The 22,640-nt window shown below is 65.7% G+C and carries 21 protein-coding genes and 1 tRNA gene; all 22 read left to right on the top strand.

Annotated features, from left to right (window positions below; translation table 11 throughout):
- The first annotated feature begins 68 nt into the window (after window positions 1-68).
- The 22 genes from EYS21_RS08270 (at window position 69) to EYS21_RS08165 (ending at window position 22,638) form a co-directional block, all read left to right on the top strand.
- Window positions 69-503: a MarR family transcriptional regulator gene (locus EYS21_RS08270; protein ID WP_131132712.1), complete on the top strand. Its 435-nt coding sequence runs from the start codon at window positions 69-71 to the stop codon at window positions 501-503.
- A 46-nt stretch (window positions 504-549) separates the two neighbouring features.
- Window positions 550-981 carry an organic hydroperoxide resistance protein gene (locus EYS21_RS08265; RefSeq protein WP_131132711.1) on the top strand — a complete coding sequence of 144 codons (432 nt, stop codon included), beginning with the start codon at window positions 550-552 and terminating at the stop codon, window positions 979-981.
- On the top strand, window positions 978-2,000 hold the full coding sequence (locus tag EYS21_RS08260; RefSeq protein WP_131132710.1) for an NADP-dependent oxidoreductase: 1,023 nt from the start codon (window positions 978-980) through the stop codon (window positions 1,998-2,000). Before EYS21_RS08265 ends, EYS21_RS08260 begins: the two co-directional genes overlap by 4 nt.
- A gap of 374 nt (window positions 2,001-2,374) precedes the next feature.
- Complete coding sequence (locus EYS21_RS08255; RefSeq protein ID WP_131132709.1) at window positions 2,375-3,424, top strand: BMP family ABC transporter substrate-binding protein; 1,050 nt, start codon at window positions 2,375-2,377, stop codon at window positions 3,422-3,424.
- A 177-nt stretch (window positions 3,425-3,601) separates the two neighbouring features.
- The gene (locus EYS21_RS08250; RefSeq protein ID WP_131132708.1) at window positions 3,602-5,206 is read left to right on the top strand and encodes an ABC transporter ATP-binding protein; all 1,605 of its coding nucleotides are present in this window, start codon (window positions 3,602-3,604) and stop codon (window positions 5,204-5,206) included.
- On the top strand, window positions 5,199-6,572 hold the full coding sequence (locus EYS21_RS08245) for an ABC transporter permease (RefSeq protein ID WP_131132707.1): 1,374 nt from the start codon (window positions 5,199-5,201) through the stop codon (window positions 6,570-6,572). Before EYS21_RS08250 ends, EYS21_RS08245 begins: the two co-directional genes overlap by 8 nt.
- A complete protein-coding gene (locus tag EYS21_RS08240; RefSeq protein ID WP_131132706.1) occupies window positions 6,569-7,897 on the top strand; it encodes an ABC transporter permease in 1,329 nt (442 codons plus the stop codon). The genes EYS21_RS08245 and EYS21_RS08240 overlap by 4 nt, the downstream gene beginning before the upstream one ends.
- Window positions 7,894-8,292: a cytidine deaminase gene (locus tag EYS21_RS08235; protein WP_131132705.1), complete on the top strand. Its 399-nt coding sequence runs from the start codon at window positions 7,894-7,896 to the stop codon at window positions 8,290-8,292. The genes EYS21_RS08240 and EYS21_RS08235 overlap by 4 nt, the downstream gene beginning before the upstream one ends.
- A 2-nt stretch (window positions 8,293-8,294) precedes the next feature.
- Entirely contained in the window at window positions 8,295-9,608 is a 1,314-nt protein-coding gene (locus EYS21_RS08230; RefSeq protein ID WP_131132704.1) for a thymidine phosphorylase, read from the top strand.
- Between the two features lie 5 nt (window positions 9,609-9,613).
- Window positions 9,614-10,273 carry a DedA family protein gene (locus tag EYS21_RS08225; RefSeq protein ID WP_131132703.1) on the top strand — a complete coding sequence of 220 codons (660 nt, stop codon included), beginning with the start codon at window positions 9,614-9,616 and terminating at the stop codon, window positions 10,271-10,273.
- A 178-nt stretch (window positions 10,274-10,451) separates the two neighbouring features.
- Window positions 10,452-11,180, top strand: a complete 729-nt coding sequence (locus EYS21_RS08220) for a DedA family protein (protein WP_131132702.1) — start codon at window positions 10,452-10,454, stop codon at window positions 11,178-11,180.
- A gap of 40 nt (window positions 11,181-11,220) precedes the next feature.
- A complete protein-coding gene (locus tag EYS21_RS08215; protein WP_131132701.1) occupies window positions 11,221-12,363 on the top strand; it encodes an adenosine deaminase in 1,143 nt (380 codons plus the stop codon).
- Between the two features lie 64 nt (window positions 12,364-12,427).
- Window positions 12,428-13,027: a MazG nucleotide pyrophosphohydrolase domain-containing protein gene (locus EYS21_RS08210; protein WP_131132880.1), complete on the top strand. Its 600-nt coding sequence runs from the start codon at window positions 12,428-12,430 to the stop codon at window positions 13,025-13,027.
- 130 nt (window positions 13,028-13,157) lie between these two features.
- Window positions 13,158-14,438 carry a phosphopyruvate hydratase gene (eno, locus tag EYS21_RS08205; protein WP_131132700.1) on the top strand — a complete coding sequence of 427 codons (1,281 nt, stop codon included), beginning with the start codon at window positions 13,158-13,160 and terminating at the stop codon, window positions 14,436-14,438.
- 157 nt (window positions 14,439-14,595) lie between these two features.
- On the top strand, window positions 14,596-15,249 hold the full coding sequence (locus EYS21_RS08200) for a septum formation initiator family protein (protein WP_131132699.1): 654 nt from the start codon (window positions 14,596-14,598) through the stop codon (window positions 15,247-15,249).
- 25 nt (window positions 15,250-15,274) lie between these two features.
- Entirely contained in the window at window positions 15,275-15,946 is a 672-nt protein-coding gene (locus EYS21_RS08195) for a DUF501 domain-containing protein (protein WP_207307716.1), read from the top strand.
- Window positions 15,943-16,890, top strand: a complete 948-nt coding sequence (locus EYS21_RS08190) for a Ppx/GppA phosphatase family protein (RefSeq protein ID WP_131132697.1) — start codon at window positions 15,943-15,945, stop codon at window positions 16,888-16,890. The genes EYS21_RS08195 and EYS21_RS08190 overlap by 4 nt, the downstream gene beginning before the upstream one ends.
- 74 nt (window positions 16,891-16,964) lie before the next feature.
- Window positions 16,965-18,338, top strand: a complete 1,374-nt coding sequence (locus EYS21_RS08185; protein WP_131132696.1) for a S8 family serine peptidase — start codon at window positions 16,965-16,967, stop codon at window positions 18,336-18,338.
- Window positions 18,339-18,387: 49 nt separating this feature from the next.
- Complete coding sequence (locus EYS21_RS08180) at window positions 18,388-19,884, top strand: FAD-dependent oxidoreductase (protein WP_242633336.1); 1,497 nt, start codon at window positions 18,388-18,390, stop codon at window positions 19,882-19,884.
- Between the two features lie 138 nt (window positions 19,885-20,022).
- Window positions 20,023-20,967: an N-acetyltransferase gene (locus EYS21_RS08175; RefSeq protein WP_131132695.1), complete on the top strand. Its 945-nt coding sequence runs from the start codon at window positions 20,023-20,025 to the stop codon at window positions 20,965-20,967.
- Window positions 20,968-20,987: 20 nt separating this feature from the next.
- Window positions 20,988-21,061: transfer RNA gene (locus tag EYS21_RS08170), tRNA-Leu, on the top strand.
- 224 nt (window positions 21,062-21,285) lie between these two features.
- Complete coding sequence (locus EYS21_RS08165) at window positions 21,286-22,638, top strand: ABC transporter substrate-binding protein (RefSeq protein ID WP_131132694.1); 1,353 nt, start codon at window positions 21,286-21,288, stop codon at window positions 22,636-22,638.
- Window positions 22,639-22,640 lie beyond the last annotated feature (2 nt).

Genomic DNA, 22,640 nt, shown 5'->3' with positions numbered 1-22,640 from the left:
TGCCAGTTCGCGCCTTGTTTTTGGCCTGTAAGTTGTGCACAACTGAATTGTGCACTATCGTTTAGGTCATGACTGAAGCCCCACGCCTCGACCGCCAGGTGTGCTTTGCCTTGTACTCCGCCTCCCGCGCAGCAACCGCTGTGTACCGGCCCATCCTTGACGACCTCGGCCTGACCTATCCGCAGTACCTGGTGATGCTGGTGCTGTGGGAGTCCGAGCCGAGGGGAGTCAAGGACCTGGGGGAGGAGCTCGGCCTCGACTCCGGCACGCTGTCGCCCCTGCTCAAGCGCCTTGAAGCGCTGGGGTTCGTGGAACGGCGCCGGTCCGGCGAAGACGAACGCCGCGTCGCCATCCACCTCACCCCGGCCGGGCGGGACCTCAGCGGCAAGGCGACCGGGATTCCCCAGCATCTTGCGGATGCCGCCGGGCTGTCAGCCGAGGAGCTTGAACAGCTCCGCACCACCCTGGGCAGGCTCACGGAAGCACTCCACCGTTCGCACTGACCACCCACAAATTTCCGGTATCCACATCCAACAGGACGGACCACACATGAAGACTCTCTACACAGCCGAGGCCCTGGCTTCCGGCGAAGGCCGCGACGGCAACGCACGCACCAACGACGGGAAGCTGGATGTCAGCCTGGCCAGCCCCGTGGAACTGGGCGGCAACGGACAGGGCACAAATCCGGAGCAGCTCTTCGCCGCCGGCTACGCCGCCTGCTTCCACTCGGCACTGCGCCTCGTCGGACGCAAGGAACGTGCCGACCTCACCGACTCGGCGGTGGCCGCCAAGATCCACTTCGGTGCCCTGGCTGACGGCGTGGGCTACGGCCTCGCGGCCGAACTCGAAATTGCCGTCCCGGCCCTGGACCTCGCCACGGCGGAAAGTCTCGTGGCCAAAGCGCACCAGATCTGCCCCTATTCCAACGCCACGCGCGGAAACATGACCGTGGACATCAAGATCCTGGAGTTCGCAGCATGAGCACCGTAACAGCATTGCCCACGTCCACCCGTGAAATCCGCCTGGCGTCGCGCCCCACGGGACGGCCCGTCCCGGAAAACTTCCGGCTGGCCGAATCACCGCTGCCGGAGCTTCAGGACGGCCAGATCCTGGTCCGTAACCTCTTCACCTCCGTGGACCCCTACATGCGCGGCCGCATGAACGACGTCAAGTCCTACTCAGCTCCCTTTGCGCTGGATGCAGCGCTCGACGGCGGGGCCGTGGGTGAGGTTATCGCGTCCAGGGCCGAGGGCCGGAAGGTGGGGGACGCCGTCGTCCATCAACTGGGGTGGCGCGAATACGCCGTGCTGGATGCATCGGCGACCTCGGTGGCCCGCACGGACCTTGCGCCGGCGTCGGCATTCCTCGGAGCGCTGGGCATGACCGGTCTCACCGCATACGCGGGCCTGTTGAAAGTGGCCGAGTTCAAACCCGGCGACGCCGTATTCGTGTCCGGTGCGGCCGGAGCCGTGGGCTCGCTCGTGGGCCAGATCGCCAAGGCGATGGGTGCCTCCCGGGTGATCGGGAGCGCAGGCACGCCGGACAAGGTGGCGCGGCTCCTGGAGCTCGGCTTCGACGCTGCGTTCAACTACAACGACGGGCCCGTGCGGGAGCAGCTTGCCAAGGCCGCAGGACCCGCCGGCATCGATGTGTACTTCGACAACGTGGGCGGCGAGCACCTGGAAGCTGCACTGGCTGTCCTTAACGTCGGCGGCCGCGTGGCCATGTGCGGCGCCATCGCCCAGTACAACTCCACCGAGCCCACGCCGGCCCCGCGGAACCTCATGCTCGCCATCGGCAAGCAGCTCACCCTGCGCGGGTTCCTGGTGGGCAGCTACTGGCACCTCATGGGCGAATTCGCCGAAAAGGCTGCAGGCTGGCTCGCTGACGGAAGCCTCCAGTACGACGAGACCGTGGTGGACGGCCTGGAGAACGCCCCGCAGGCGTTCATGGATCTGCTCGAGGGCGCCAACACCGGCAAGATGCTGGTCCGCCTCTAAGCAAGTCCGCCAGTAAGACAGCGCGAACGAACACTTGCGGCCCTTTTTGCAGGGCCCCAAGTGTTCGTTCGCGCTTAAACCTGCAGGCTTCGGAGGCCGCGGCGCGGGGTGTTCCTACTGCTTGGTAACAAAATCTCAACAATCTCCAGATTCGGGCCGGGATGTGCTACTGGAAGTGGCGCAGGCCACTAAAGTGGGTCTCATCAGAGCGCTTCGGCGCAGTGCTGCGGACCGTCAGTGAAAACAGAATTTCAGGGTTGAAACAGACACTCATTGAAATCACGTCGTAGCGCATCTCTCTTCATCCTGGAGGAATCTTGAAGACATCACTGCGTGCACACCTCAAGCGCGGTTCAATTGCAAGCGTGGCCACCATGGGTGCTACCGCACTCCTGTTGGCCGGTTGCGGTGCGCCTCCCGAAGCCGGCAGCCCGAGCGCTACGGCCCGTGACTACACCGGCTGTATCGTTTCCGACTCCGGCGGATTCGACGACCAGTCGTTTAACCAGTCATCGTACGAGGGCCTCAAGAAGACTGAGAAGGACCTGGGCATTAAGGTCAACCAGGTCGAATCCCAGACCAACAACGACTTTGAGCCGAACCTCCGTGCCATGGTCACCGCCGGCTGCGATCTCACCATCACCGTTGGTTTCCTCCTTGGTGACGCCACCAAGGCCCAGGCGACCGCGAACCCTGACAGCCATTTCGCGATCATCGACTTCGGCTACAACCCGGCGATCCCCAACGTCAAGCCGATTATCTATGACACGGCCCAGGCTGCGTTCCTGGCAGGGTACCTCGCGGCCGGATCCACCAAGACCGGTACCGTGGCCACGTTCGGCGGCATCAAGATCCCCACCGTGACCATCTTCATGGACGGCTACGCCGACGGCGTGAAGTACTACAACGAGCAAAAAGGCAAGGATGTCAAGGTCCTCGGCTGGGACAAGGCGTCACAGGATGGCAGCTTCACCGGTGACTTCACCAAACAGGACGTGGGCAAGCAGCTCACCCAGAACTTCCTGGACCAGGGCGCGGACATCGTGATGCCCGTGGCCGGCCCGGTGGGCAAGGGCGCCGGCGCAGCGCTGAACGAAGCGAAAGCGGCCGGCAAGGACGTCAAGCTCATCTGGGTTGACTCCGATGGCTTCCTCACGGCTCCCGAATATAAGGACATCATGCTTTCGTCAGTCATGAAGCTGATGGGCGAGGCTGTTGAGACCGTGGTGAAGGAGGACGCGGACGGCAAATTCACCAACACACCGTACGTCGGCACGCTGGCGAACGACGGCGTCCAGTTGGCCCCCTTCCACAGCCTCGACTCCCAGGTCCCGGCCGATCTGAAGTCCGAGCTGGACCAGCTCAAGAAGGACATTGTGGACGGCAAGATCAAGGTCGAGTCGGCGGCAAGTCCCAAGGCGTAGTCATCCCACTAAGCGCCACCCCCGGATGGTCATCGACTGGCCGGGCGGTGGCGCTTTTTATTGGCGCCCGTTTGACGTCAATGAGCCCGCTCAACCCACGACTGCAGGCACTAGGCTGGTCCTGCAGCCACCTATCCGTCCGGTCGGTATACGGACGCTTCGAGATTGGTCAGAGTTTTGAAACTTGAACTCAGAGGGATCACCAAACGTTTCGGCTCCCTGCTCGCCAACGATCACATTGACGTGGTGGTTGAACCCGGACAGATCCACTGTCTGCTGGGCGAGAACGGCGCCGGCAAATCCACCCTGATGAATGTTCTGTACGGGCTTTACGAGCCCACTGAGGGCGAAATCCTCATAGACGACAAGCCGGTCTCCTTCCGTGGCCCCGGCGACGCCATGGCCGCCGGCATCGGCATGGTGCACCAGCACTTTATGCTCGTTCCAGTGTTTACCGTGGCCGAGAATGTGGCCCTTGGGGCCGAGTCCACCAAAGCAGGCGGCTTCCTGAACCTGGACGACACCCGGCGCAAGATCAAGGAGATCTCGGACCGCTACGGGTTCGACGTCGACCCCGACGCCCTGGTGGAGGACCTTCCGGTGGGAGTACAGCAGCGGGTCGAAATCATCAAGGCCCTGGTCCGCGACGCCCGGGTCCTCATCCTCGATGAGCCGACGGCGGTGCTCACACCCCAGGACACCGATGAGCTGCTGGACATCATGCGCCAGCTCAAGAGCAGCGGCACCTCGATTGTCTTCATCTCGCACAAACTGCGCGAGGTGAAAGCCGTTTCGGACACCATCACCGTGATCCGGCGCGGCAAGGTGGTGGGAACTGCCACCCCGGAGGCGTCCACGAACGAACTCGCCTCCCTGATGGTCGGCCGCGCCGTCAGCCTCACCTTGGACAAGGCCCCGGCCAAACCCCAGGAGAAAACGTTCCAGGTCAGCGACCTCACGGTGGTTTCGCCCACCGGCCAGCACGTGGTGGACGGCATCAGCTTCGACATTGCGCGCGGTGAGATCTTGGCCGTCGCCGGAGTCCAGGGCAACGGCCAGACCGAGCTGACCGAGGCGATCCTTGGCCTGCAGGACCGCGTCCATGGCTCCATCCTCCTGGACGGCGAGGAACTCGTTGGCCGCAGCGTGAAGGATGTGCTCAACTCCGGTGTCGGCTTCGTCCCGGAAGACAGGTCCGTTGACGGCCTCATCGGCACGTTCTCGATCGCCGAGAATCTCATCCTGGACCGTTACGACCAGCCCCCGTTCGCCAAGGGGATCAGCATGAGCCCGGCGAAGGTCCTGGAGAACGCCAGGACGCGGATCGATGAGTTCGACGTCCGCACGCCCTCGGGCCTGCTGGCCGCCGGTACGCTGTCCGGCGGCAACCAGCAGAAAGTCGTGATGGCACGGGAGCTCTCCCGGCCGCTGCGCCTCTTCATTGCCTCCCAGCCCACCCGTGGTGTGGACGTCGGGTCCATCGAGTTCCTGCACAAACGGATCGTGGCCGAACGGGACCATGGCACGCCCGTTCTCATCGTGTCCACCGAACTGGACGAGGTCATGGAGCTGGCTGACCGGATTGCTGTCCTCTACAAAGGCAAGCTCGTGGGCATCGTGCCGGCCGGAACCGGCCGCGACGTCCTGGGACTGATGATGGCCGGGATCGCGCCGGAGGACGCTGCGCCTGCAGGCAGCGCGGAAAAGACCCGCCCAGGCCCGGACACGCCTGAGACCCCGCGGACCTCCACCGCCAGCGCCGAAGGAGGCGACCATGTCTGAGAAGGATCCCCGCAAACACGAGGCTGACCTGCATCCCGACAAACCACGCGGGGCAACCCCCGCCGCCGAGGAGACGGCCGCCGTCGTCGCCCTGGACACGGCCGGAGGAGCCATGGAGCCCTCGGCGGTGCCAGCCACCGCGCAGAGCGGCAAACTGCCAGGCGGTCCAGACACTCTCGTCCGGAAGATCTTCACCGGCAACGGCATGGTTTCGATCCTGGCTGTCTTCCTGGCCCTGATCATTGGCGGGCTCCTGATCGCCAGCACCGACGAACAGGTGGGACGAACCTCCGCCTATCTTTTTGCCCGGCCTGCGGACTTCCTGACCGCTGTCTGGAACGCTGCCACCGGCTCCTACATCGCCCTTTTCCAAGGGTCCATCTTCAACCCCCGCGGCTCCAGCGTGGGCGTCCAGTTCGCGCCGTTCATGGAAACCCTGACCATCGCCACGCCGCTCATCACAGCGGGCCTCGGCGTGGCACTGGCGTTCCGGGCGGGGCTGTTCAACATCGGTGCGCAGGGCCAGATCATCATGGCGGGCATCCTCGCCGCCTGGGTGGGTTTCGCCCTGGACCTTCCTTTGGGGCTGCACCTGCTGCTGGTCCTCGTCGCCGGCATCGTCGGCGGCGCGCTCTGGGGCGGGCTCGTGGGGCTCCTCAAAGCGCGGACCGGCGCGCACGAGGTCATCCTCACCATCATGTTCAACTACATCGCGCTGTACTTCCTGCGGTACCTGCTGAACACGCCTGCTTTCCAGCGCCCGGGGGATTCGAATCCGATTTCGCCCATCCTGGACCCCAATGCCGTGTACCCGCAGATCCTCGGCACGCAGTACCGCCTGCACCTTGGGTTCGTACTGGCCATCGCCGCCACGGTCCTCGTCTGGTGGCTGCTGAGCCGGTCCACGGTGGGCTTTGAATTCCGGGCTGTCGGCGCCAATCCCAAGGCTGCCCAGACGGCCGGCATCAACGTATCCCGCTCCACCATCCTAGTGATGGCCATCGCCGGCGCACTCGCCGGAATGTCCGGCGTCGCCCAGGTGGCGGGCACGGAAAAGGTCCTCACCGACGGGGTGGCCGCGACGTACGGCTTTGACGCCATCACCGTTGCATTGCTGGGACGTTCGACGCCGTGGGGCACCTTCGCTGCCGGCCTGCTGTTCGGCGCCTTCCGCGCCGGAGCCGTCCAGATGCAGATCCAGACGGGCACCCCCATCGACATCGTCCTGGTGGTCCAGTCCCTGATCGTCCTCTTCATCGCGGCTCCGCCGCTGGTGCGGGCAGTCTTCGGGCTGAATCCGCGCCGCAGGAAGCCGGCAGCCGCCGGAACGTCCCAGAAGGCCGCAGCCACCGGAGGTGCAGCATGAGCACAACGGCAACATCGCCCCTGCCCGGCAACAAAGGGCCAGGAAGCCCGCGGCCGGACACTGGCAGTGGCGTGGCTAAATCAGCCAAGCCCGTGACCTGGAAGACCCCCGTGCTGCTGGCGCTCCTGGGCGTCGTGGCGTTTGTCTTTTTTGGCCTTATGGGACCCAACCAGACCGCCGAGTTTGGCATTTCCACCGACAGTGACTTCTTCCAGCTCCCCGCCGTTGAAGTGCCCGCGTTCCTTGGCGGCATTGTGCTCTCCGTGATCCTGCTGGGGCTGGCAGCGTATGCAGTGTTCCTCAAAACGAAGGACCAGGCCGCACCGGCGTGGCTACCCATCACGTTCACTGTGCTCTTCGTTGCGGCCTTCCTGATCTGGGTGGTCGGCGGGGCGCGCACCCCGAGCATTTCGCTCGCGGGCCTCATCGCCGGATCTGTCACCCTTGCCGTGCCGCTGGTGTTCGGGTCCCTGTCCGGTGTCCTTTGTGAGCGCGTCGGCGTGGTGAACATCGCCATCGAGGGACAGCTCCTCGGCGGTGCCTTCACCGCCGCCATGGTGGCGACGATGACCAGGAGCCCGTTACTGGGCCTGCTGGCCGCAGCTGTTGCGGGCGCCGTCGTCTCCATGGTCCTTGCCGTCTTCAGCATCAAATACCTGGTCAACCAGATCATCGTGGGCGTTGTCCTGAACGTGCTGGTGTCCGGACTCACCGGCTTCCTGTTCAGCACCGTCATGCAGGCCAACAAGGCGCAGTTCAATTCGCCGCCAGGCCTGGACAACATCGAAATTCCGGTCCTGTCCGGGATCCCCATCATCGGGCCCATCCTGTTCAAGCAGACCCTCGTGGGCTACCTGATGTACGTCGCCGTCATCGTGGTCTGGCTGGGCCTGTTCAAGACCAAATGGGGCCTGAGGGTCCGGGCTGTGGGCGAACACCCGCAGGCGGCCGACACCATGGGCATCAAGGTCAACGCCACCCGCTTCTGGAACGTCACCCTCGGCGGCGCCATCGCCGGCATCGGTGGATCGTTCTTCACGCTCGTGGCGATCGACAGCTTCACCAAGGAGATCTCCGGCGGTCGCGGGTTCATCGCCCTGGCCGCACTGATCTTCGGCCGGTGGAGCCCCATTGGCGCTTTCTTTGCCGCCCTGCTGTTCGGCTTCGCGGACAACCTGCAGAGCATCGTGACCATTATCGGAACCCCGGTGCCCAGCCAGTTCATGGCCATGCTGCCCTACCTGGTGACAGTCTTCGCCGTCGCGGGGCTGGTGGGACGGTCCAGGCCGCCCGCCGCCAGCGGCATCCCCTATGTCAAGGGTTGACGGCCGTGACCGTTGACTGGCAGGAGCTCGAAGCGGCCGCCGTAGACGCCATGAGAAATGCTTATGCGCCGTACTCGAAGTTCCCGGTGGGGGCCGCGGCCCTCACTGACGACGGGCGGATCGTCAGCGGCTGCAACGTGGAAAACGCCAGCTACGGGCTCACGCTCTGCGCCGAGTGCGCGCTGGTGGGCAACCTTCACATGACGGGCGGCGGTCTTCTTCGCGCGTTCTACTGCGTGGATGCGGCCGGCCAGGTCCTGATGCCGTGCGGCCGCTGCCGCCAGCTGCTCTACGAATTCCGCGCCCCCGGCATGGAGCTGATGACCACCCAAGGCATCAAGACAATGGACCAGGTGCTGCCCGATGCATTTGGCCCCCAAAACCTGGAGGACTGAAGGTGACACAAGGAGCTGACGCGTTCGACGCCGTCGACATCATCCGCATCAAGCGGGACAAGGGCGTACTGAGCCCTGAACAGATCGACTGGACCATCGACGCCTATACCCGCGGTGCGATCGCCGACGAGCAGATGGCGGCGCTGAACATGGCCATCCTGCTCAACGGCATGGACCGGGCGGAGATCTCCCGCTGGACCGCGGCCATGATCGCTTCGGGGGAGCGGATGGACTTCTCGGGCCTTCGGCGTCCCGACGGCGGCGTGAAGGCCACATCCGACAAGCACTCCACCGGGGGAGTGGGGGACAAGATCACCCTGCCGCTGGCACCCCTCGTTGCCGTCTTTGGCGTTGCGGTGCCGCAGCTGTCCGGCCGCGGCCTGGGCCACACCGGCGGCACGCTGGACAAACTGGAGTCGATCCCGGGCTGGCGTGCGGACCTGAGCAACGAGGAGATGATGGCCCAGCTGCAGGACGTCGGCGCCGTGATCTGCGCGGCCGGTGCCGGGCTGGCGCCGGCGGACAAGAAACTCTATGCCCTCCGGGACGTCACCGGCACCGTGGAAGCGATCCCCCTGATCGCCTCCTCAATCATGAGCAAAAAGATCGCCGAAGGGACGGGCTCGCTGGTCCTCGACGTCAAAGTGGGCAGTGGCGCGTTTATGAAGGACGAGGCGAAGGCCCGGGAACTGGCCGAGACCATGGTGGCCCTCGGGAAGGACGCCGGCGTCAACACCGTTGCCCTGCTGACCAACATGAGCACGCCCCTGGGCCTCACCGCGGGCAACGCCATCGAGGTGGAGGAATCCGTCGAGGTCCTGGCCGGCGGCGGTCCGGAAGACGTCGTCGAACTCACCGTCCGGCTGGCAGAGGAAATGCTGGCATGCGCCGGCATCCACAACGCCGATCCCCGGGCGGCCCTCAAGGACGGCCGGGCCATGGACGTCTGGAACCGCATGATCCAGGCGCAGGGCGGGGATCCTCGGGCCAAGCTGCCGGTGGCCAGGGAATCCGAGGTCATCTACGCACCGGCGGACGGCGTGCTCGTAGAGCTCGACGCATTGTCGGTGGGCGTTGCGGCCTGGCGCCTCGGCGCCGGCCGGGCCCGCAAGGAAGACCGCGTGCAGGCCGGAGCGGGCGTGCGGATGCACGCCAAACCGGGCGCCGTGGTCCGCGCCGGTGAACCGCTGATGACGCTCCTTACGGACACTCCGGAGAAGTTCGCCCGTGCCAAGGAAGCCCTGGAGCACGCGGTGCTCATCGCTCCGGAAGGATCGCGTCCCGCCCGGCAGCTCATCATCGACCGAATAGCATAAAGACCATGCAGGCCATCAACGATTTCATCCTCGCTGCCGCCGGGCAGCCCTGGGTGCTGTTCCTCGTCCTGGCCTGCTGCCTTATTGACGGCTTCTTTCCGCCGATACCCAGTGAATCCGTGGTGGTGGGACTGGCAGCGGTGGCTGCCACCGCGGATGTTCCCAACCCCTGGCTGCTGATGCTGGTTGCAGGCCTGGGGGCCTTCTCCGGCGACAACATCGCGTACGCCATCGGGCGGAGGGTAGGAACACGCCGCTGGTCCTGGATGCGCGGCCCCCGCATGCAGAGCGCCTTCCGGTGGGCCGGAGGGGAACTGCGGAAACGGCCGGCGTCGCTCATCCTGGTGGCGCGGTTCATCCCGATCGGCCGGGTGGCCGTGAACCTCACGGCCGGAGTGACGCATTATCCGCGGCTGCGCTTCATCGGACTGACGGTACTTTCCGCCACCCTATGGGCCAGCTATTCGGTGGGGATCGGCCTGTTTTTCGGGCAGTGGTTTGAGAACAACCACTTCCTGGGCGCGGTCATCGCCATCGTTTGTGCCGTGGCGCTTGGCATTGTTGTTGACCTGGTCATCAACCGCATCCGGGGAAGGGTGCCGGTGGTTGAACGGATGAAGGATCCGGAAGCCTCGGCCGACGGCGGGACTCAGCCCAGGGACTGACGTTTCATCCCTGCGGATATCAGCCCGCAGGACGACGACGGAACGCCGCTCCCGCCGCTAGATTTGGAAGCGTACTTCCACGGCCGGGGCGTAGCGAACGACGCCTTGGCCGTGGGACACTGAAGAGCGATTTCCGTCACTTTGGCTGCGTCATTTTTCGTCTAGGAGCAAGACCCGCGTGGAGTTTATTAATGAGGCCGTGCTCCATGCAGCGGGCCAGTGGTGGATTTACCCCGTCCTTCTGGTGTTTTTCTTTGTGGACGGCTTCGCCATGGTGGTCCCCAGCGAGACCCTCATTGTTGCGTTGGCAGCTTTCTCCCGCCACAGCGGCGAGCCGAACCTCTGGATCCTCGGGATCACCGCACTGGTCGGCGCCATTGCAGGGGACAACATGGCCTTTATGCTGGGCCGCAGGATCGGCCTGGAACGCTGGAAATGGATGCGCCGGCCCAAGGTCCAGAAGGCCTTTGGCTGGGCTAGGTACGAACTGGAAAAGCGGGGCGCCGTCCTGATCTTCACCGCCCGCTACATCCCGTGGGGCCGGGTGGCCGTGAACTATGTGGCCGGAAGCACCGGCTTTGCGCACCGCCGCTTCTTCCTCCTCGATGCGTTCGCCTGCATCACCTGGGTGGGATACTCCATCGGCATCGGACTCCTGGCCAGTTCCTTCCCGTGGCTCCATCACAACCCGCTCCTGAGCGCCGGTATTGCGGTGGTGTTTGCAATCGTCCTGGGCATCGTGATCGACCACGGCCTGCGCTGGTGGCACAAGCACCTTGCCCGCAAGGACGCCGAAGTCGTGGATGAATGGCTTGACGGCGGCCATGACGGCGCGCTGCCTCCCCACACGGGGACGGCACCCCTTCTCACCTCAGCTGCCGGCGAGGGCGATCCGGCGGCAAAATAGCGGCTGGCTTTGCGCGTCCGCCGACCCTAAGGTTGGAACCGTGACTGAGCCTATTGTTGACGCTGCCCCTGCCATCGATTTCGACCTGAAGAGCCTTCCCAAGGTGTCCCTCCACGACCACCTGGATGGGGGCCTCCGCCCGGCCACCATCATCGAACTGGCCGAGGCCGTCGGCCACACGCTTCCCTCCACGGATCCCGTGGCGCTGGGCGAATGGTTCCGTGAGTCCGCTGACTCCGGCTCGCTGGTCCGCTACCTGGAGACGTTCGACCACACGGTCGCCGTGATGCAGACCAAGGAAGGACTGTTCCGCGTCGCCAAGGAATTCGTGGAAGACCTCGCCGACGACGGCGTGGTGTACGGCGAGGTCCGCTGGGCACCCGAACAGCACCTCCAGAAGGGCCTGTCCCTGGACGAAGTGGTGGAGGCCGTGCAGGAAGGCCTCGAAGCCGGCGTTGACGCCGTCGCCGAGACCGGACGCGAGATCCAGGTGGGCCAGCTGATTACCGCCATGCGGCATGCAGACCGTGGCCAGGAGATTGCCGAACTTGCCGTGCGCCACCGCAACAAGGGTGCCGTGGGCTTCGACATCGCCGGCGCCGAGGACGGCTTCCTGCCGTCCCGCTTCAAGGACGCCTTCACCTACCTGGCTGAGCAGAACTTCCCCGCGACGGTCCACGCCGGCGAGGCTGCCGGGCTCGAAAGCATCCAGTCCGCGCTGGTTGACGGGCGGGCGCTGCGCCTGGGCCATGGCGTCCGCATCGCCGAAGACATCATGGTGGAGTTCGAGGACGAAGACGCGGAGAGCGACGAGGACAGCATCGGCCTGGTCACCCTGGGCGACCTCTCCAGCTGGATCCGGGACCGCGGCATCGCCCTGGAGATCTGCCCCTCCTCCAACCTCCAGACCGGAGCGATCGCCGGCTTCGGCGAGGGCATCGAAAGCCACCCGCTGGACATGCTCTACCAGCTGGGCTTCAACGTGACTATCAACACCGACAACCGGCTCATGAGCGGCGTCACCCTGACCGATGAGTTCGAACTCCTCGTGGAAACCTTCGACTACGACCTCGACGACCTCCTCGAGCTGACCCTCAACGCCGCCGAGGCGTCCTTCCTGCCGCTGGAGGAGAAGGAAGCGCTGGTGGAGTACATCAACGACGCCTACGCCAACCTTGGCTGACCAGCCGGCACCCGTGCCGGAGCTCATCGGCGTGATCGCCGCCCTCCGGGAGCACTGCCCCTGGATGGGCGCCCTCACCCATGAGTCCCTGGTGGAGTACCTCCTGGAGGAGTCCTTCGAGGTTGCCGAGACGATCGAGACCGGTGCCGACGACGCCGAACTCCAGGGCGAGCTGGGCGACGTACTGCTCCAGGTGGTGCTGCACGCCCGGCTCGCCGAGGAACGGGGAAGCTTCGCGTTCGACGACGTCGCGCGCGGCCTCAGTGCCAAGATGGTCCGGCGCAATCCGCACGTCTTCCGGCCCGACGGCTCCCTGCAGGAAAGCTTCCCGGCCACGGTCGAGGAGATCGTGCAGAAGTGGGATGCAGTCAAAAGGACCGAACGGCCGGAGCGCAAGGATCCCTTTGAAGGGATCCCGCACGCGCTTCCCGCCCTGGCCAAGGCCCAGAAGGCCCTGGACCGGGCCGAGCGCGCCGGATTTCGACAGGCTCAATCACCGGAGCCTCCGGCGGGTGAGCCTGTCGAAACCGAGGAAGCGCTCGGCGAGCTGCTGCTCGCCGTCGTCGGCTCTGCACGCAGTAAAGGATTCGACGCCGAGCGTGCCCTCCGGGGCGCTGTCCGGCGCTACCAGGCCACCTATGAAAGCACTGCCGCACCATCATGACGTCCGGGGGATGGATAGGTTTCCGTAACCTCCGCCACTCTCGACTACGCTTGTCCCTGACGAGGACGTCGATTTTTCCGCTAGTTTTCCGCTATCAGACTCCCAGTTAACGCCCATAAGGAGCATATTCATGGCGCTTATCGATGCCATCCACGCCCGCGAGATCCTCGATTCCCGTGGCAACCCGACCGTAGAAGTTGAAGTCCTGCTTTCCGATGGCCAGATCGGCCGCGCGGCAGTTCCCTCCGGCGCCTCCACCGGCGAGCACGAAGCCGTTGAGCTCCGTGACGGCGACAAGGGCCGTTACCTCGGCAAGGGTGTGCAGAAGGCCGTTGACGCTGTCATCGACCAGATCGCTCCGGCCCTGACCGGCTTCGACGCCACTGACCAGCGCAGCATCGACCAGGCCATGATCGACCTGGACGGCACCCCCAACAAGGCCAAGCTGGGCGCCAACGCCATCCTCGGCGTCTCCCTCGCCGTGGCCAACGCCGCCGCCGCTTCCGCCGACCTGCCGCTGTACAAGTACCTGGGCGGCCCGAACGCCCACGTGCTGCCCGTTCCGCTGATGAACATCCTCAACGGTGGCTCGCACGCTGACTCCGACGTCGACATCCAGGAATTCATGGTTGTCCCGCTGGGCGCCGAGACCTTCTCCGAAGGCCTCCGCTGGGGCGTCGAGGTCTACCACGCGCTCAAGGCTGTCCTGCAGGAAAAGGGCCTCTCCACCGGCCTCGGCGACGAAGGCGGCTTCGCGCCGAACCTGCCGTCCAACCGTGCAGCGCTGGACCTGATCCAGGAAGCCATCAAGAACGCCGGCTACACCCCGGGCAAGGACATCGCCCTGGCCCTGGACGTCGCCTCCTCCGAGTTCTTCACGGACGGCGCCTACCAGTTCGAAGGCAAGGCGCTTTCCGCCACCGAGATGAGCGCCTACTACGCCGAACTCGTCGCCGACTACCCGCTGGTTTCCATCGAGGACCCGCTGGATGAAAACGACTGGGAAGGCTGGAAGACCCTCACCGACACCATCGGCGACAAGGTCCAGCTCGTTGGCGATGACCTCTTCGTCACCAACCCGTCCATCCTGCAGCGCGGCATCGACACCAAGACCGCCAACTCGCTGCTGGTGAAGGTCAACCAGATCGGTTCGCTGACCGAAACGCTGGACGCCGTCAGCCTGGCCCAGCGTGCCGGTTACACCACCATCACCTCGCACCGCTCCGGCGAGACCGAGGACACCACCATTGCCGACATCTCGGTGGCCACGAACGCCGGCCAGATCAAGACCGGCGCCCCGGCCCGTTCCGAGCGTGTTGCCAAGTACAACCAGCTGCTGCGCATCGAAGAGGAACTCGACGACGCCGCACGCTACGCCGGCCGCAGCGCGTTCCCGCGTTTCAAGGGCTAGAAGCCGCGCAAACAACTGACCGGTGGCTATGGTTGAAAGACCATAGCCGCCGGTTTTTGTTTTCGCCAAGCTGTTTAGCCTGCACGGCTTTGTCCGGCCGCGGTTTATTCAGCGCAGACAGTTGCTGCCCAGGCAGGCCGCACGTTTCAGGAGTGTCATGGCTACCCGCCGTCCCAAAGTTCCCAGGGCCGCCAACAGGCCGCAAGCCACGCCGGAGCCAGCCACGGAAGCCGCCGACGTCATCCGGGCCGATTTTGGCGGTGCCAAAGCCAAGACGGCCCCGCCAAAAGGCGCCGGAGGGGCCAAACCGGCCACCACGACGCCGGCCGCTAAGACACGGGGGAGCGGCGCCGCCGCTTCCACCAAGGGCGGGACGCCGAAGGGCGGCCCCGCCAGGGACGACGCCCACGACGACGGCCACCCGGTTCCCGCCAAGGCCTTCTCCGGCCGGATGCTCGCGCTGGCGGTGGTGATGATTGCGATCACCATCATGCTGGCCCCCACGGTGAAGATCTTCTTCGACAAAAAGGCGGAAATCGACGCCCTCAATGCCGACATCGCGGCGAGCCAGGTGCAGCAGGACAGCCTCCGGCAACAGGTGTCACGGTGGCAGGACCCCAACTACGTGAAGCAGCAGGCCCGCGACCGCATTAACATGGTTATGCCGGGTGAGACCGGCTACTGGGTATTCGGCAGCGACCTGCCGGCCGGTAGCAGCAGCAGCCAGTCCGGTGCTGCAGCACAAGACCCCGCCGAGCTGCCGTGGGTGGATTCCCTGTGGGAGTCCATCAGGCGTGCGGCCACAGACTGAACCGATAGGAAGGATGGCCGCGCCAGTGGAAGAAAACACGGCAACTGCGCCGGAGGAGTCCCGCCAGCCATCAGCACACGATCTCGAAGTACTCAGCCGCCAGCTGGGACGGCCCGTCCGCGACGTTGTGGAGATCCCGGCGCGCTGCGTCTGCGGCAACCCGCTCGTCGCAGCCACCGCCCCGCGGCTTGCCAACGGCACACCGTTCCCCACCACGTTCTACCTGACGCATCCGGTGATCACCTCTGCCGTCTCCCGGCTGGAGGCAGCCGGGCTCATGAACGACATGAATGAGCGGCTGGCCGCAGACGAACCCCTGGCCGCAGCCTACCGGTCGGCACACGAGGAGTACCTGGCGGCCCGGGCCGCCATCGGGGAGCGCTCGGGAGTGGGCGCCGTGCCTGAGATTGACGGTATCTCCGCCGGAGGCATGCCCACCCGCGTCAAATGCCTGCACGTCCTGGTGGGTCACTCGCTGGCGGCCGGCCCGGGCGTTAACCCGCTCGGCGATGAGGCCATCGCGGACATCAGCGAATGGTGGACCGCTGAGCGCTGCTATTGCGACGGCGCCTGGGACACTGCGGGGGAGGCCCCGTCCAGGGACCTGAGCAGGCACGGGCCCCAGGGGCTGCCCGACATCGTTGGCCGCCCTGCGCCGGTCCGTAAGTCCGCAGGCACCGCGGAGGCAGCATCATGAGCCGCGTCGCAGCCATCGACTGCGGCACAAACTCCATCCGCCTGCTGATCGCCGACATCGACCGCAGCACCGGGTCCGCGAAGCTCACCGACGTGGTCCGTGAAATGCGCGTGGTCCGGCTGGGTGAGGGCGTGGACGCCACCGGTGAACTCGCCCCTGCCGCGCTCGAACGGACCTTCGCAGCCACGGCGGACTATGCCCGCCTGATCCGCGAGCACGGCGCCGCCAAGGTACGGTTCGTGGCCACGTCCGCCAGCCGGGATGCCCGCAACCGCCAGGTCTTCGTGGACGGAATCCGCGACCTCCTCGGCGTCGAACCGGAAGTCATCACCGGCGACGAGGAAGCAGCGTTGTCCTTCGCGGGCGCCAGCAGCGTCCTGCCCATCCTTGACGGGGGCCAGGTGCTGGTGGTCGATCTGGGCGGCGGAAGCACCGAATTTGTGCTCGGCACCGCTGACGGCGTCACCGCCGCCAGATCGGTCGACGTCGGCTGCGTCAGGCTGACCGAACGCCACCTCCGGCAGGACCCGCCGACGGCCGAACAGATCGCCGCCGCGGAAGCCGACGTCGACGCCGCCATCACCAGTGCGGGCCTGGACGTTCCGCTCGAACGTGCCACCGCCGTCGTCGGGGTGGCCGGATCGATCACCACCATCACGGCCCACGCGATGCGCCTCCCGGAGTACTCCCCGGATTCCATCCACGGCACCGAGCTGTCCATCGACGACATCCGCCGGGCCGCCACCGACCTGCTGGAAATGCCCAGGGCGGAGCGCGCCGCACTGCCTTACATGCATCCGGGCCGGGTGGACGTGATCGGCGCCGGCGGCCTGGTGTGGCGGCGCATCCTGGAGCGGCTCGGCGGGCTCAGCGGCGGCCGGATCGTCACGGCCACCGCCAGCGAACACGATATTCTTGACGGTATTGCCCTGAGCATCAGCTGAGCGGCACCAGCCCGGCAGCGTCAGCCAGACGCAGCGAGCGGCCCGAGTTCATGCCACCGACCATGGGACCCCAAATGACCAGAGCAACAGCCCGGCTCCGCCGGACCGCCTCCGCTCTCCTGGCGATGACCCTGGCCGGAGCAAGCCTCGTCACAGGCCTTGCCGTGGCACCCGCGGCACGCGCTGACGCGGAACGCGACAAGCAGTATTGGCTCGCCGAATCCGGCATCACGAAGGCCTGGGAGGTCTCCAAGGGCGCCGGCGTGAAGGTCGCCGTGATCGACAGCGGCGTGGACGGACAGCATCCCGACCTCAAGGGAGCTGTCACCGGCGGATTCGATGCGTCCGGAGCCGGAAATCCGGACGGGCAGAAGAGCATCGGCGGCAAGCCGGAACACGGCACGCTGGTGGCCACCATGCTGGCCGGCCGCGGCCACCAGCCGGCAAGCTCCACCGCAAGCCCCAGCCCGGCCCCGTCCGGCGCGGGACCTGACGGCATGGTGGGTGTGGCCCCCGAGGCACAGATCCTGTCCGTGTCGACGTGGCTGGGTTCGGCGAACCCCGCCGGGAAGAGCGACCAGGACCAGATCCCGGAAGCGGTCCGCTGGGCGGTGGACAACGGTGCCAAGGTCATCAACATTTCGCTGGGCAGCACCACGCCGCAGTGGCCACAGAGCTGGGATGCGGCATTCCTGTACGCCGAGCAGAAGGACGTGGTCATTGTGGCCGCCGCCGGAAACCGTGTGGGCGGCAACATCCAGGTGGGTGCCCCCGCCACGATTCCGGGTGTGCTGACTGTTGCCGGGCTGGACCGCAAAGGTGTGGCGAGCGTCGATTCGTCCTCGCAGGGAATCAGCATCGGCGTCGCAGCCCCGGCAGAAAACCTGCTCGGCGGGCTGCCCGGAGGCGGCTACGCGGAGTGGGCCGGAACGTCCGGGGCCACCCCCATTGTGGCCGGCGTGGCGGCGCTCATTCGGTCCAAATGGCCGGAGATGAGCGCCAAACAGGTCATCAACCGCATCGTCACCACCGCCAAGGACGCGGGCGCGAAGGGCAAGGACCCGCTCTACGGCTTCGGCGTCCTCAACGCCGAGGCCGCGCTGAAGGATTCCGTTCCCGAGACCGGCAGCAACCCGCTGGGCTCCATCTCGGACTGGATCCGGGTCCATCGCCGCGGAAACCTGTCAACGCCTGCCCCGGTCCCCACCACCGACATTCCCAGCGCCGTGCCCACCCTGCCCGAGGCCACTGTGCCCGCCGCTAAGGCGCCGTCGCAGCGTGACACGGCCTTCGGCGCCGCCGTCGTCATCGGCTTCGCCGTGCTGTTTGTTGTGATCATCGCGGCAGCCGTCTTCCAGCTGAGGCGGGCGGCGCGCAACCCCCGCCTCGCCCACGAAGAGCCCGATACAGGAGTCCTCGACACCGTTGATTCCGGCGGTAAAACGTAGCCCGGATGTAGTTAGTGAAGATTTTCACAAAGTGCTGTATCCTTAAATCATGGCAACCACCCCAGAGCTCCAGGACCGTCCCAGGGTACTCGTCGTCGGCGGCGGGTACGTCGGCCTGTACGTAGCACTCAAACTGCAGAAGAAGATCGCGAATGCCGGTGGCATCGTCACCCTCGTGGATCCCCTGCCCTACATGACCTACCAGCCGTTCCTCCCCGAGGTCGCCGGCGGCAACATCGAGGCCCGCCACGCAGTGGTCTCCCACCGCCAGCACCTCAAGCAGACTGAACTGATCCAGGGCCGCGTCACCTCGATCGACCACGCCAACCGCACCGCCGTTGTGGCCCCCGCGGATGGCGGCGAGAACTTCGAGATTCCCTACTTCGACGTTGTGATGGCCGCTGGCGCCATCACCCGCACCTTCCCCATCAAGGGCCTGGCGGACAAGGGCATCGGCCTGAAGACCATCGAAGAGGCCGTGGCCCTTCGCAACAAGGTGCTGGAGCGCATTGAAGCTGCTTCCACCATCACCGATCCCGCGGCACGCGCCAAGGCACTGACCTTCGTGGTTGTGGGCGGCGGCTTTGCCGGCATCGAATGCATCACCGAGATGGAAGACCTGGCCCGCGCCGCGGTCAAGAACAACCCGCGTATCAGCCAGGAGGAAGTCCGCTTCGTCCTGGTCGAAGCCATGGGCCGCATCATGCCCGAGGTCACGGCCAAGCAGGCTGAATGGGTTGTGGAGCACCTCCGCAGCCGCGGCATCGAGGTCCTGCTGAACACCTCGCTGGACAACGCCGAGGGCTCCATCAAGCTCATCAACCTCCCGGACAAGACCCCGGCGCAGGACTTCGAAGCAGACACCCTGGTCTGGACTGCCGGCGTGCAGGCCAACCCGATGGTCCGCTCCACCGACTTCCCGCTCGAGCCGCGCGGCCGCATCCGCACCCTTCCCGATCTCCGCATCGCGGGGGACGAGGGAATCGTGGAGAACGCCTGGGCTGCCGGCGACCTCGCAGCGGTGCCGGACCTCACCGGAAGCGGCCTGCCGGACGGCACTTGCGTCCCGAACGCCCAGCACGCCCTTCGTCAGGCCAAGCGGCTCGCCAAGAACCTGTGGGCCTCCCGCTGGGACAAGCCGCTGAAGGACTACAAGCACAAGAACCTGGGTGCCGTGGCCGGCTTCGGCGAATGGAAGGGTGTCGCGAACATCAACCTCGTCGGCAGCATCGGCCTCAAGGGCCCGCTGGCCTGGCTGGCGCACCGTGGCTACCACGGTATGGCGATGCCCACGTTCGAGCGCAAGTTCCGCGTGATCTTCAACTGGATCATCAGCTTCTTCGCTGGCCGCGACACCACCCTGCTGATCGACCTCGACAACCCGCGCGGTGCCTTCGTGGCAGCGGCCTCCCCGGCTCCCAAGCCTGCTGCCGCACCTGCCGCGCCTGCGGGTTCGCCGGCCGACGCGCCGACGCCGGGGGCTCCCGGAACTGCCGAGAAGACAAAGGTTGACCCCAAGCAGTCAGTCACCGCTGACGCAAAGTAAGCCCGGCGTCCCGCCCGGCGTGCAGCTCTAACGCCCGACGGCGGCTGTCCCCTTGCAGGGGATGGCCGCCGTTTGCGTTGGGCAGCATCCCCGGAGTGCCCTCGCGGTCCGGGCGGCCCATCCTCCTAGACTGGCACCATGACTGGTGAAAAGAACCTCCAGACCCTGCTGGCCTCGATCCACCCCGTCCTGCGGGAGGGGGAGTACGTCTACGTCCTGTGGCCCCACGGCAGGCCGCTCGCGGCCGGGATCGAAGCTGCGGTACGTGGGGCTGAAGGCCTCACCGTCGTCCTGCCCAGGGAAGAAGCTGACCGCCTGGGCCTTGCCTATGACTTCGTGGCAGCGTGGATCACCCTGCAGGTGCATTCGGAACTTGAGGCAGTGGGCCTGACCGCCGCCGTCGGGAAAGCCCTGACCGATGCCCATATCAGCTGCAACGTGCTGGCCGGGTTCCATCACGACCACCTGCTGGTACCGGTCGCGGACGCTGCCCGTGCCGTCGAGGTCCTGGCCGAGCTGTCGGCCGAAAGCCGGAACCAGCCCCGGCCGGAGCTTGTCCTTCGCAACGAGACGGAGGCCGACCGCGGCGCGATCCTGGCACTGACTGCCGAGGCTTTTGCCATCTCGCCGGCCACCGGCCTGCCCGCGGAGGGGGAGCCGGTGGAAGTTGACGTGCTGCGCCAGTTGTTCGAGTGCGATGAGTACCTGCCGGAGTTCAGTATCGTTGCCGTCCTCGACGGCGAAGTAGTGGGCCACGTGATCAGTACCCGCGGGTGGGTGGACGGGCATGAGCTGCTGGGACTCGGGCCGATCGGCGTAACACCCAGGCTCCAGCGGCACGGCATCGGGAGCGCGCTCATGAACGAGAGCATTGCCCGGGCCAACGCTGCGGGGGAGAGCGGCATCGCGCTTCTGGGGAGCACCGAGTACTATCCGCGCTTCGGATTCGTTCCCGCAACCTCCCTTGGCGTCCGGCCCCCGGAAGAGGTGTGGGCCGATAACTTCCAGCTCCTGCCGCTGGCGGTGTGGCCCGGCGGAGTCCACGGGACCTTCCGGTATGCCGGTCCGCTGGCACGCATGTGACGGGATACCATAGACCGGGCGCCCCAGTAGCCCAATTGGCAGAGGCAGCGGACTTAAAATCCGCGTGTTGCGAGTTCGAGTCTCGCCTGGGGCACAAATTCTCCCGCCTGCGCCTCTGTGTTGCGCTACACCGCGTGTCGTCCTTGACCTCAACGGATCCACCGGTCCGGAGATTTCGCATATGCAACGACTGTTATAAGGATGTGACCTCAGTCACTTATATCCGTCTGGGATATGCACTAGCTTGAAAGTTAAATCAGGAACACCTGATCATCCGCGTCAAAGGCCGTTCGCACCTTTCGATCCAGGAGATTGTCAATGATTTCACTTTCCCCGGCGGCACCCCGTCTCGCAAAGCTCACAGCGCTTAGCGTCGGCGTCGCCTTTCTGGCTACAGCTTGTGGTGGTACCTCCACACCGAGCTCGACGGAAACCACAACCGCCCCTGCAGGCGCAATCTCCTGCCCGGCGGGAGACGGTGCCGGCGCCAGCAAATCAGCCGCCGCAGCTCCCAGCGGAGCCGTCCCGGCCTCAACCACTACCAGTCCCGAACCGCTGAAGATCGGCTCGCTGCTGCCGACCACCGGCAACCTCGCCTTCCTCGGCCCGCCCGAAATCGCAGGCGTTGAGCTCGCGAAGAAGGAAATCAACGCCGCCGGCGGTGTACTCGGCAAGCCCGTTGAGGTCACCCACCGAGATTCCGGCGACACCAAGACCGACATTGCAACACAGTCCACTACGGCGCTGCTCGGCATGGGCGTCAACGCGATTGTTGGCGCAGCGTCCTCCTCGGTCTCCAAGACCGTGATCAACCAGATCACCGGCGCCGGAGTAGTCCACTTCTCGCCGGCCAACACGTCCCCGGACTTCACCACCTGGGATGACAAGGGACTCTACTGGCGGACCGCTCCCTCTGACGTGCTCCAGGGCAAGGTGCTCGGCAACTTCATGGCCACCTGTGGCGCCCAGACGGTCGGCATGATCGTCCTGAACGACGCCTACGGCACTGGCCTGGCTAAGAACGTCAAGGCGGCCTTTGAGGCAGCAGGCGGCCAGGTTGTGGCAGAAGAGCTGTACAACACCGGCGACACGCAGTTCAGCAGCCAGATCGACAAGGTCGTGGCCGCCAAGCCGGACGCCATTGTGCTCATCTCCTTTGATGAGGCCAAGAGCATCCTGCCGCTGATCACGGGCAAGGGCGTCAAGTCGGGCCAGCTGTTCCTCGTGGACGGCAACACGTCGGACTACAGCAAGGTCCTCCAGCCAGGAACCATGACCGGGGCGCACGGCACCTTCCCGGGCACCTTCGCTGCTGAGGCCTTCACCAAGGAACTCCTGGCGGTTGACCCGGCCCTGAAGGACTTCACCTACGGCGGCGAATCATATGACGCCGTGAACCTGATTGCCCTGGCAGCAGAGTCGGCCAAGAGCGTCAAGGGCGTGGACATCGCCGCCAAGCTGAAGGAAGTGTCGCTGGGTGGAGAGAAGTGCACCACGTACCCGTCGTGCGTCACCCTCCTTCGGAACGGCAAGGACATCGATTATGACGGCCAGTCCGGCCCCGTAACGTTCTCCGACGCCGGTGACCCCACGGAGGCCTACATCGGCATCTACGAGTACACGGCCGAGAACACGCTCAAGCCGGTCAAGTCGGAGTTCGGCAAGCTGTAAGC

This window comes from Arthrobacter sp. S39, assembly GCF_004320525.1.
Lineage (GTDB): Bacteria > Actinomycetota > Actinomycetes > Actinomycetales > Micrococcaceae > Arthrobacter.
This window is presented reverse-complemented; position numbering and strand designations above follow the sequence as displayed.

What these genes read in the sequence shown, in the direction of transcription:
- EYS21_RS08255 (WP_131132709.1), top strand. Translation starts at nt 2,375, where the DNA reads ATGGGTGCTACCGCACTCCTGTTGGCCGGTTGCGGTGCGCCTCCCGAA.
- EYS21_RS08185 (WP_131132696.1), top strand. Translation starts at nt 16,965, where the DNA reads ATGACCAGAGCAACAGCCCGGCTCCGCCGGACCGCCTCCGCTCTCCTG.
- EYS21_RS08175 (WP_131132695.1), top strand. Translation starts at nt 20,023, where the DNA reads ATGACTGGTGAAAAGAACCTCCAGACCCTGCTGGCCTCGATCCACCCC.
- EYS21_RS08240 (WP_131132706.1), top strand. Translation starts at nt 6,569, where the DNA reads ATGAGCACAACGGCAACATCGCCCCTGCCCGGCAACAAAGGGCCAGGA.
- EYS21_RS08190 (WP_131132697.1), top strand. Translation starts at nt 15,943, where the DNA reads ATGAGCCGCGTCGCAGCCATCGACTGCGGCACAAACTCCATCCGCCTG.
- EYS21_RS08225 (WP_131132703.1), top strand. Translation starts at nt 9,614, where the DNA reads ATGCAGGCCATCAACGATTTCATCCTCGCTGCCGCCGGGCAGCCCTGG.
- EYS21_RS08180 (WP_242633336.1), top strand. Translation starts at nt 18,388, where the DNA reads ATGGCAACCACCCCAGAGCTCCAGGACCGTCCCAGGGTACTCGTCGTC.
- EYS21_RS08200 (WP_131132699.1), top strand. Translation starts at nt 14,596, where the DNA reads ATGGCTACCCGCCGTCCCAAAGTTCCCAGGGCCGCCAACAGGCCGCAA.
- EYS21_RS08210 (WP_131132880.1), top strand. Translation starts at nt 12,428, where the DNA reads ATGGGCGCCCTCACCCATGAGTCCCTGGTGGAGTACCTCCTGGAGGAG.
- EYS21_RS08265 (WP_131132711.1), top strand. Translation starts at nt 550, where the DNA reads ATGAAGACTCTCTACACAGCCGAGGCCCTGGCTTCCGGCGAAGGCCGC.
- EYS21_RS08270 (WP_131132712.1), top strand. Translation starts at nt 69, where the DNA reads ATGACTGAAGCCCCACGCCTCGACCGCCAGGTGTGCTTTGCCTTGTAC.
- EYS21_RS08245 (WP_131132707.1), top strand. Translation starts at nt 5,199, where the DNA reads ATGTCTGAGAAGGATCCCCGCAAACACGAGGCTGACCTGCATCCCGAC.
- eno (WP_131132700.1), top strand. Translation starts at nt 13,158, where the DNA reads ATGGCGCTTATCGATGCCATCCACGCCCGCGAGATCCTCGATTCCCGT.
- EYS21_RS08260 (WP_131132710.1), top strand. Translation starts at nt 978, where the DNA reads ATGAGCACCGTAACAGCATTGCCCACGTCCACCCGTGAAATCCGCCTG.
- EYS21_RS08165 (WP_131132694.1), top strand. Translation starts at nt 21,286, where the DNA reads ATGATTTCACTTTCCCCGGCGGCACCCCGTCTCGCAAAGCTCACAGCG.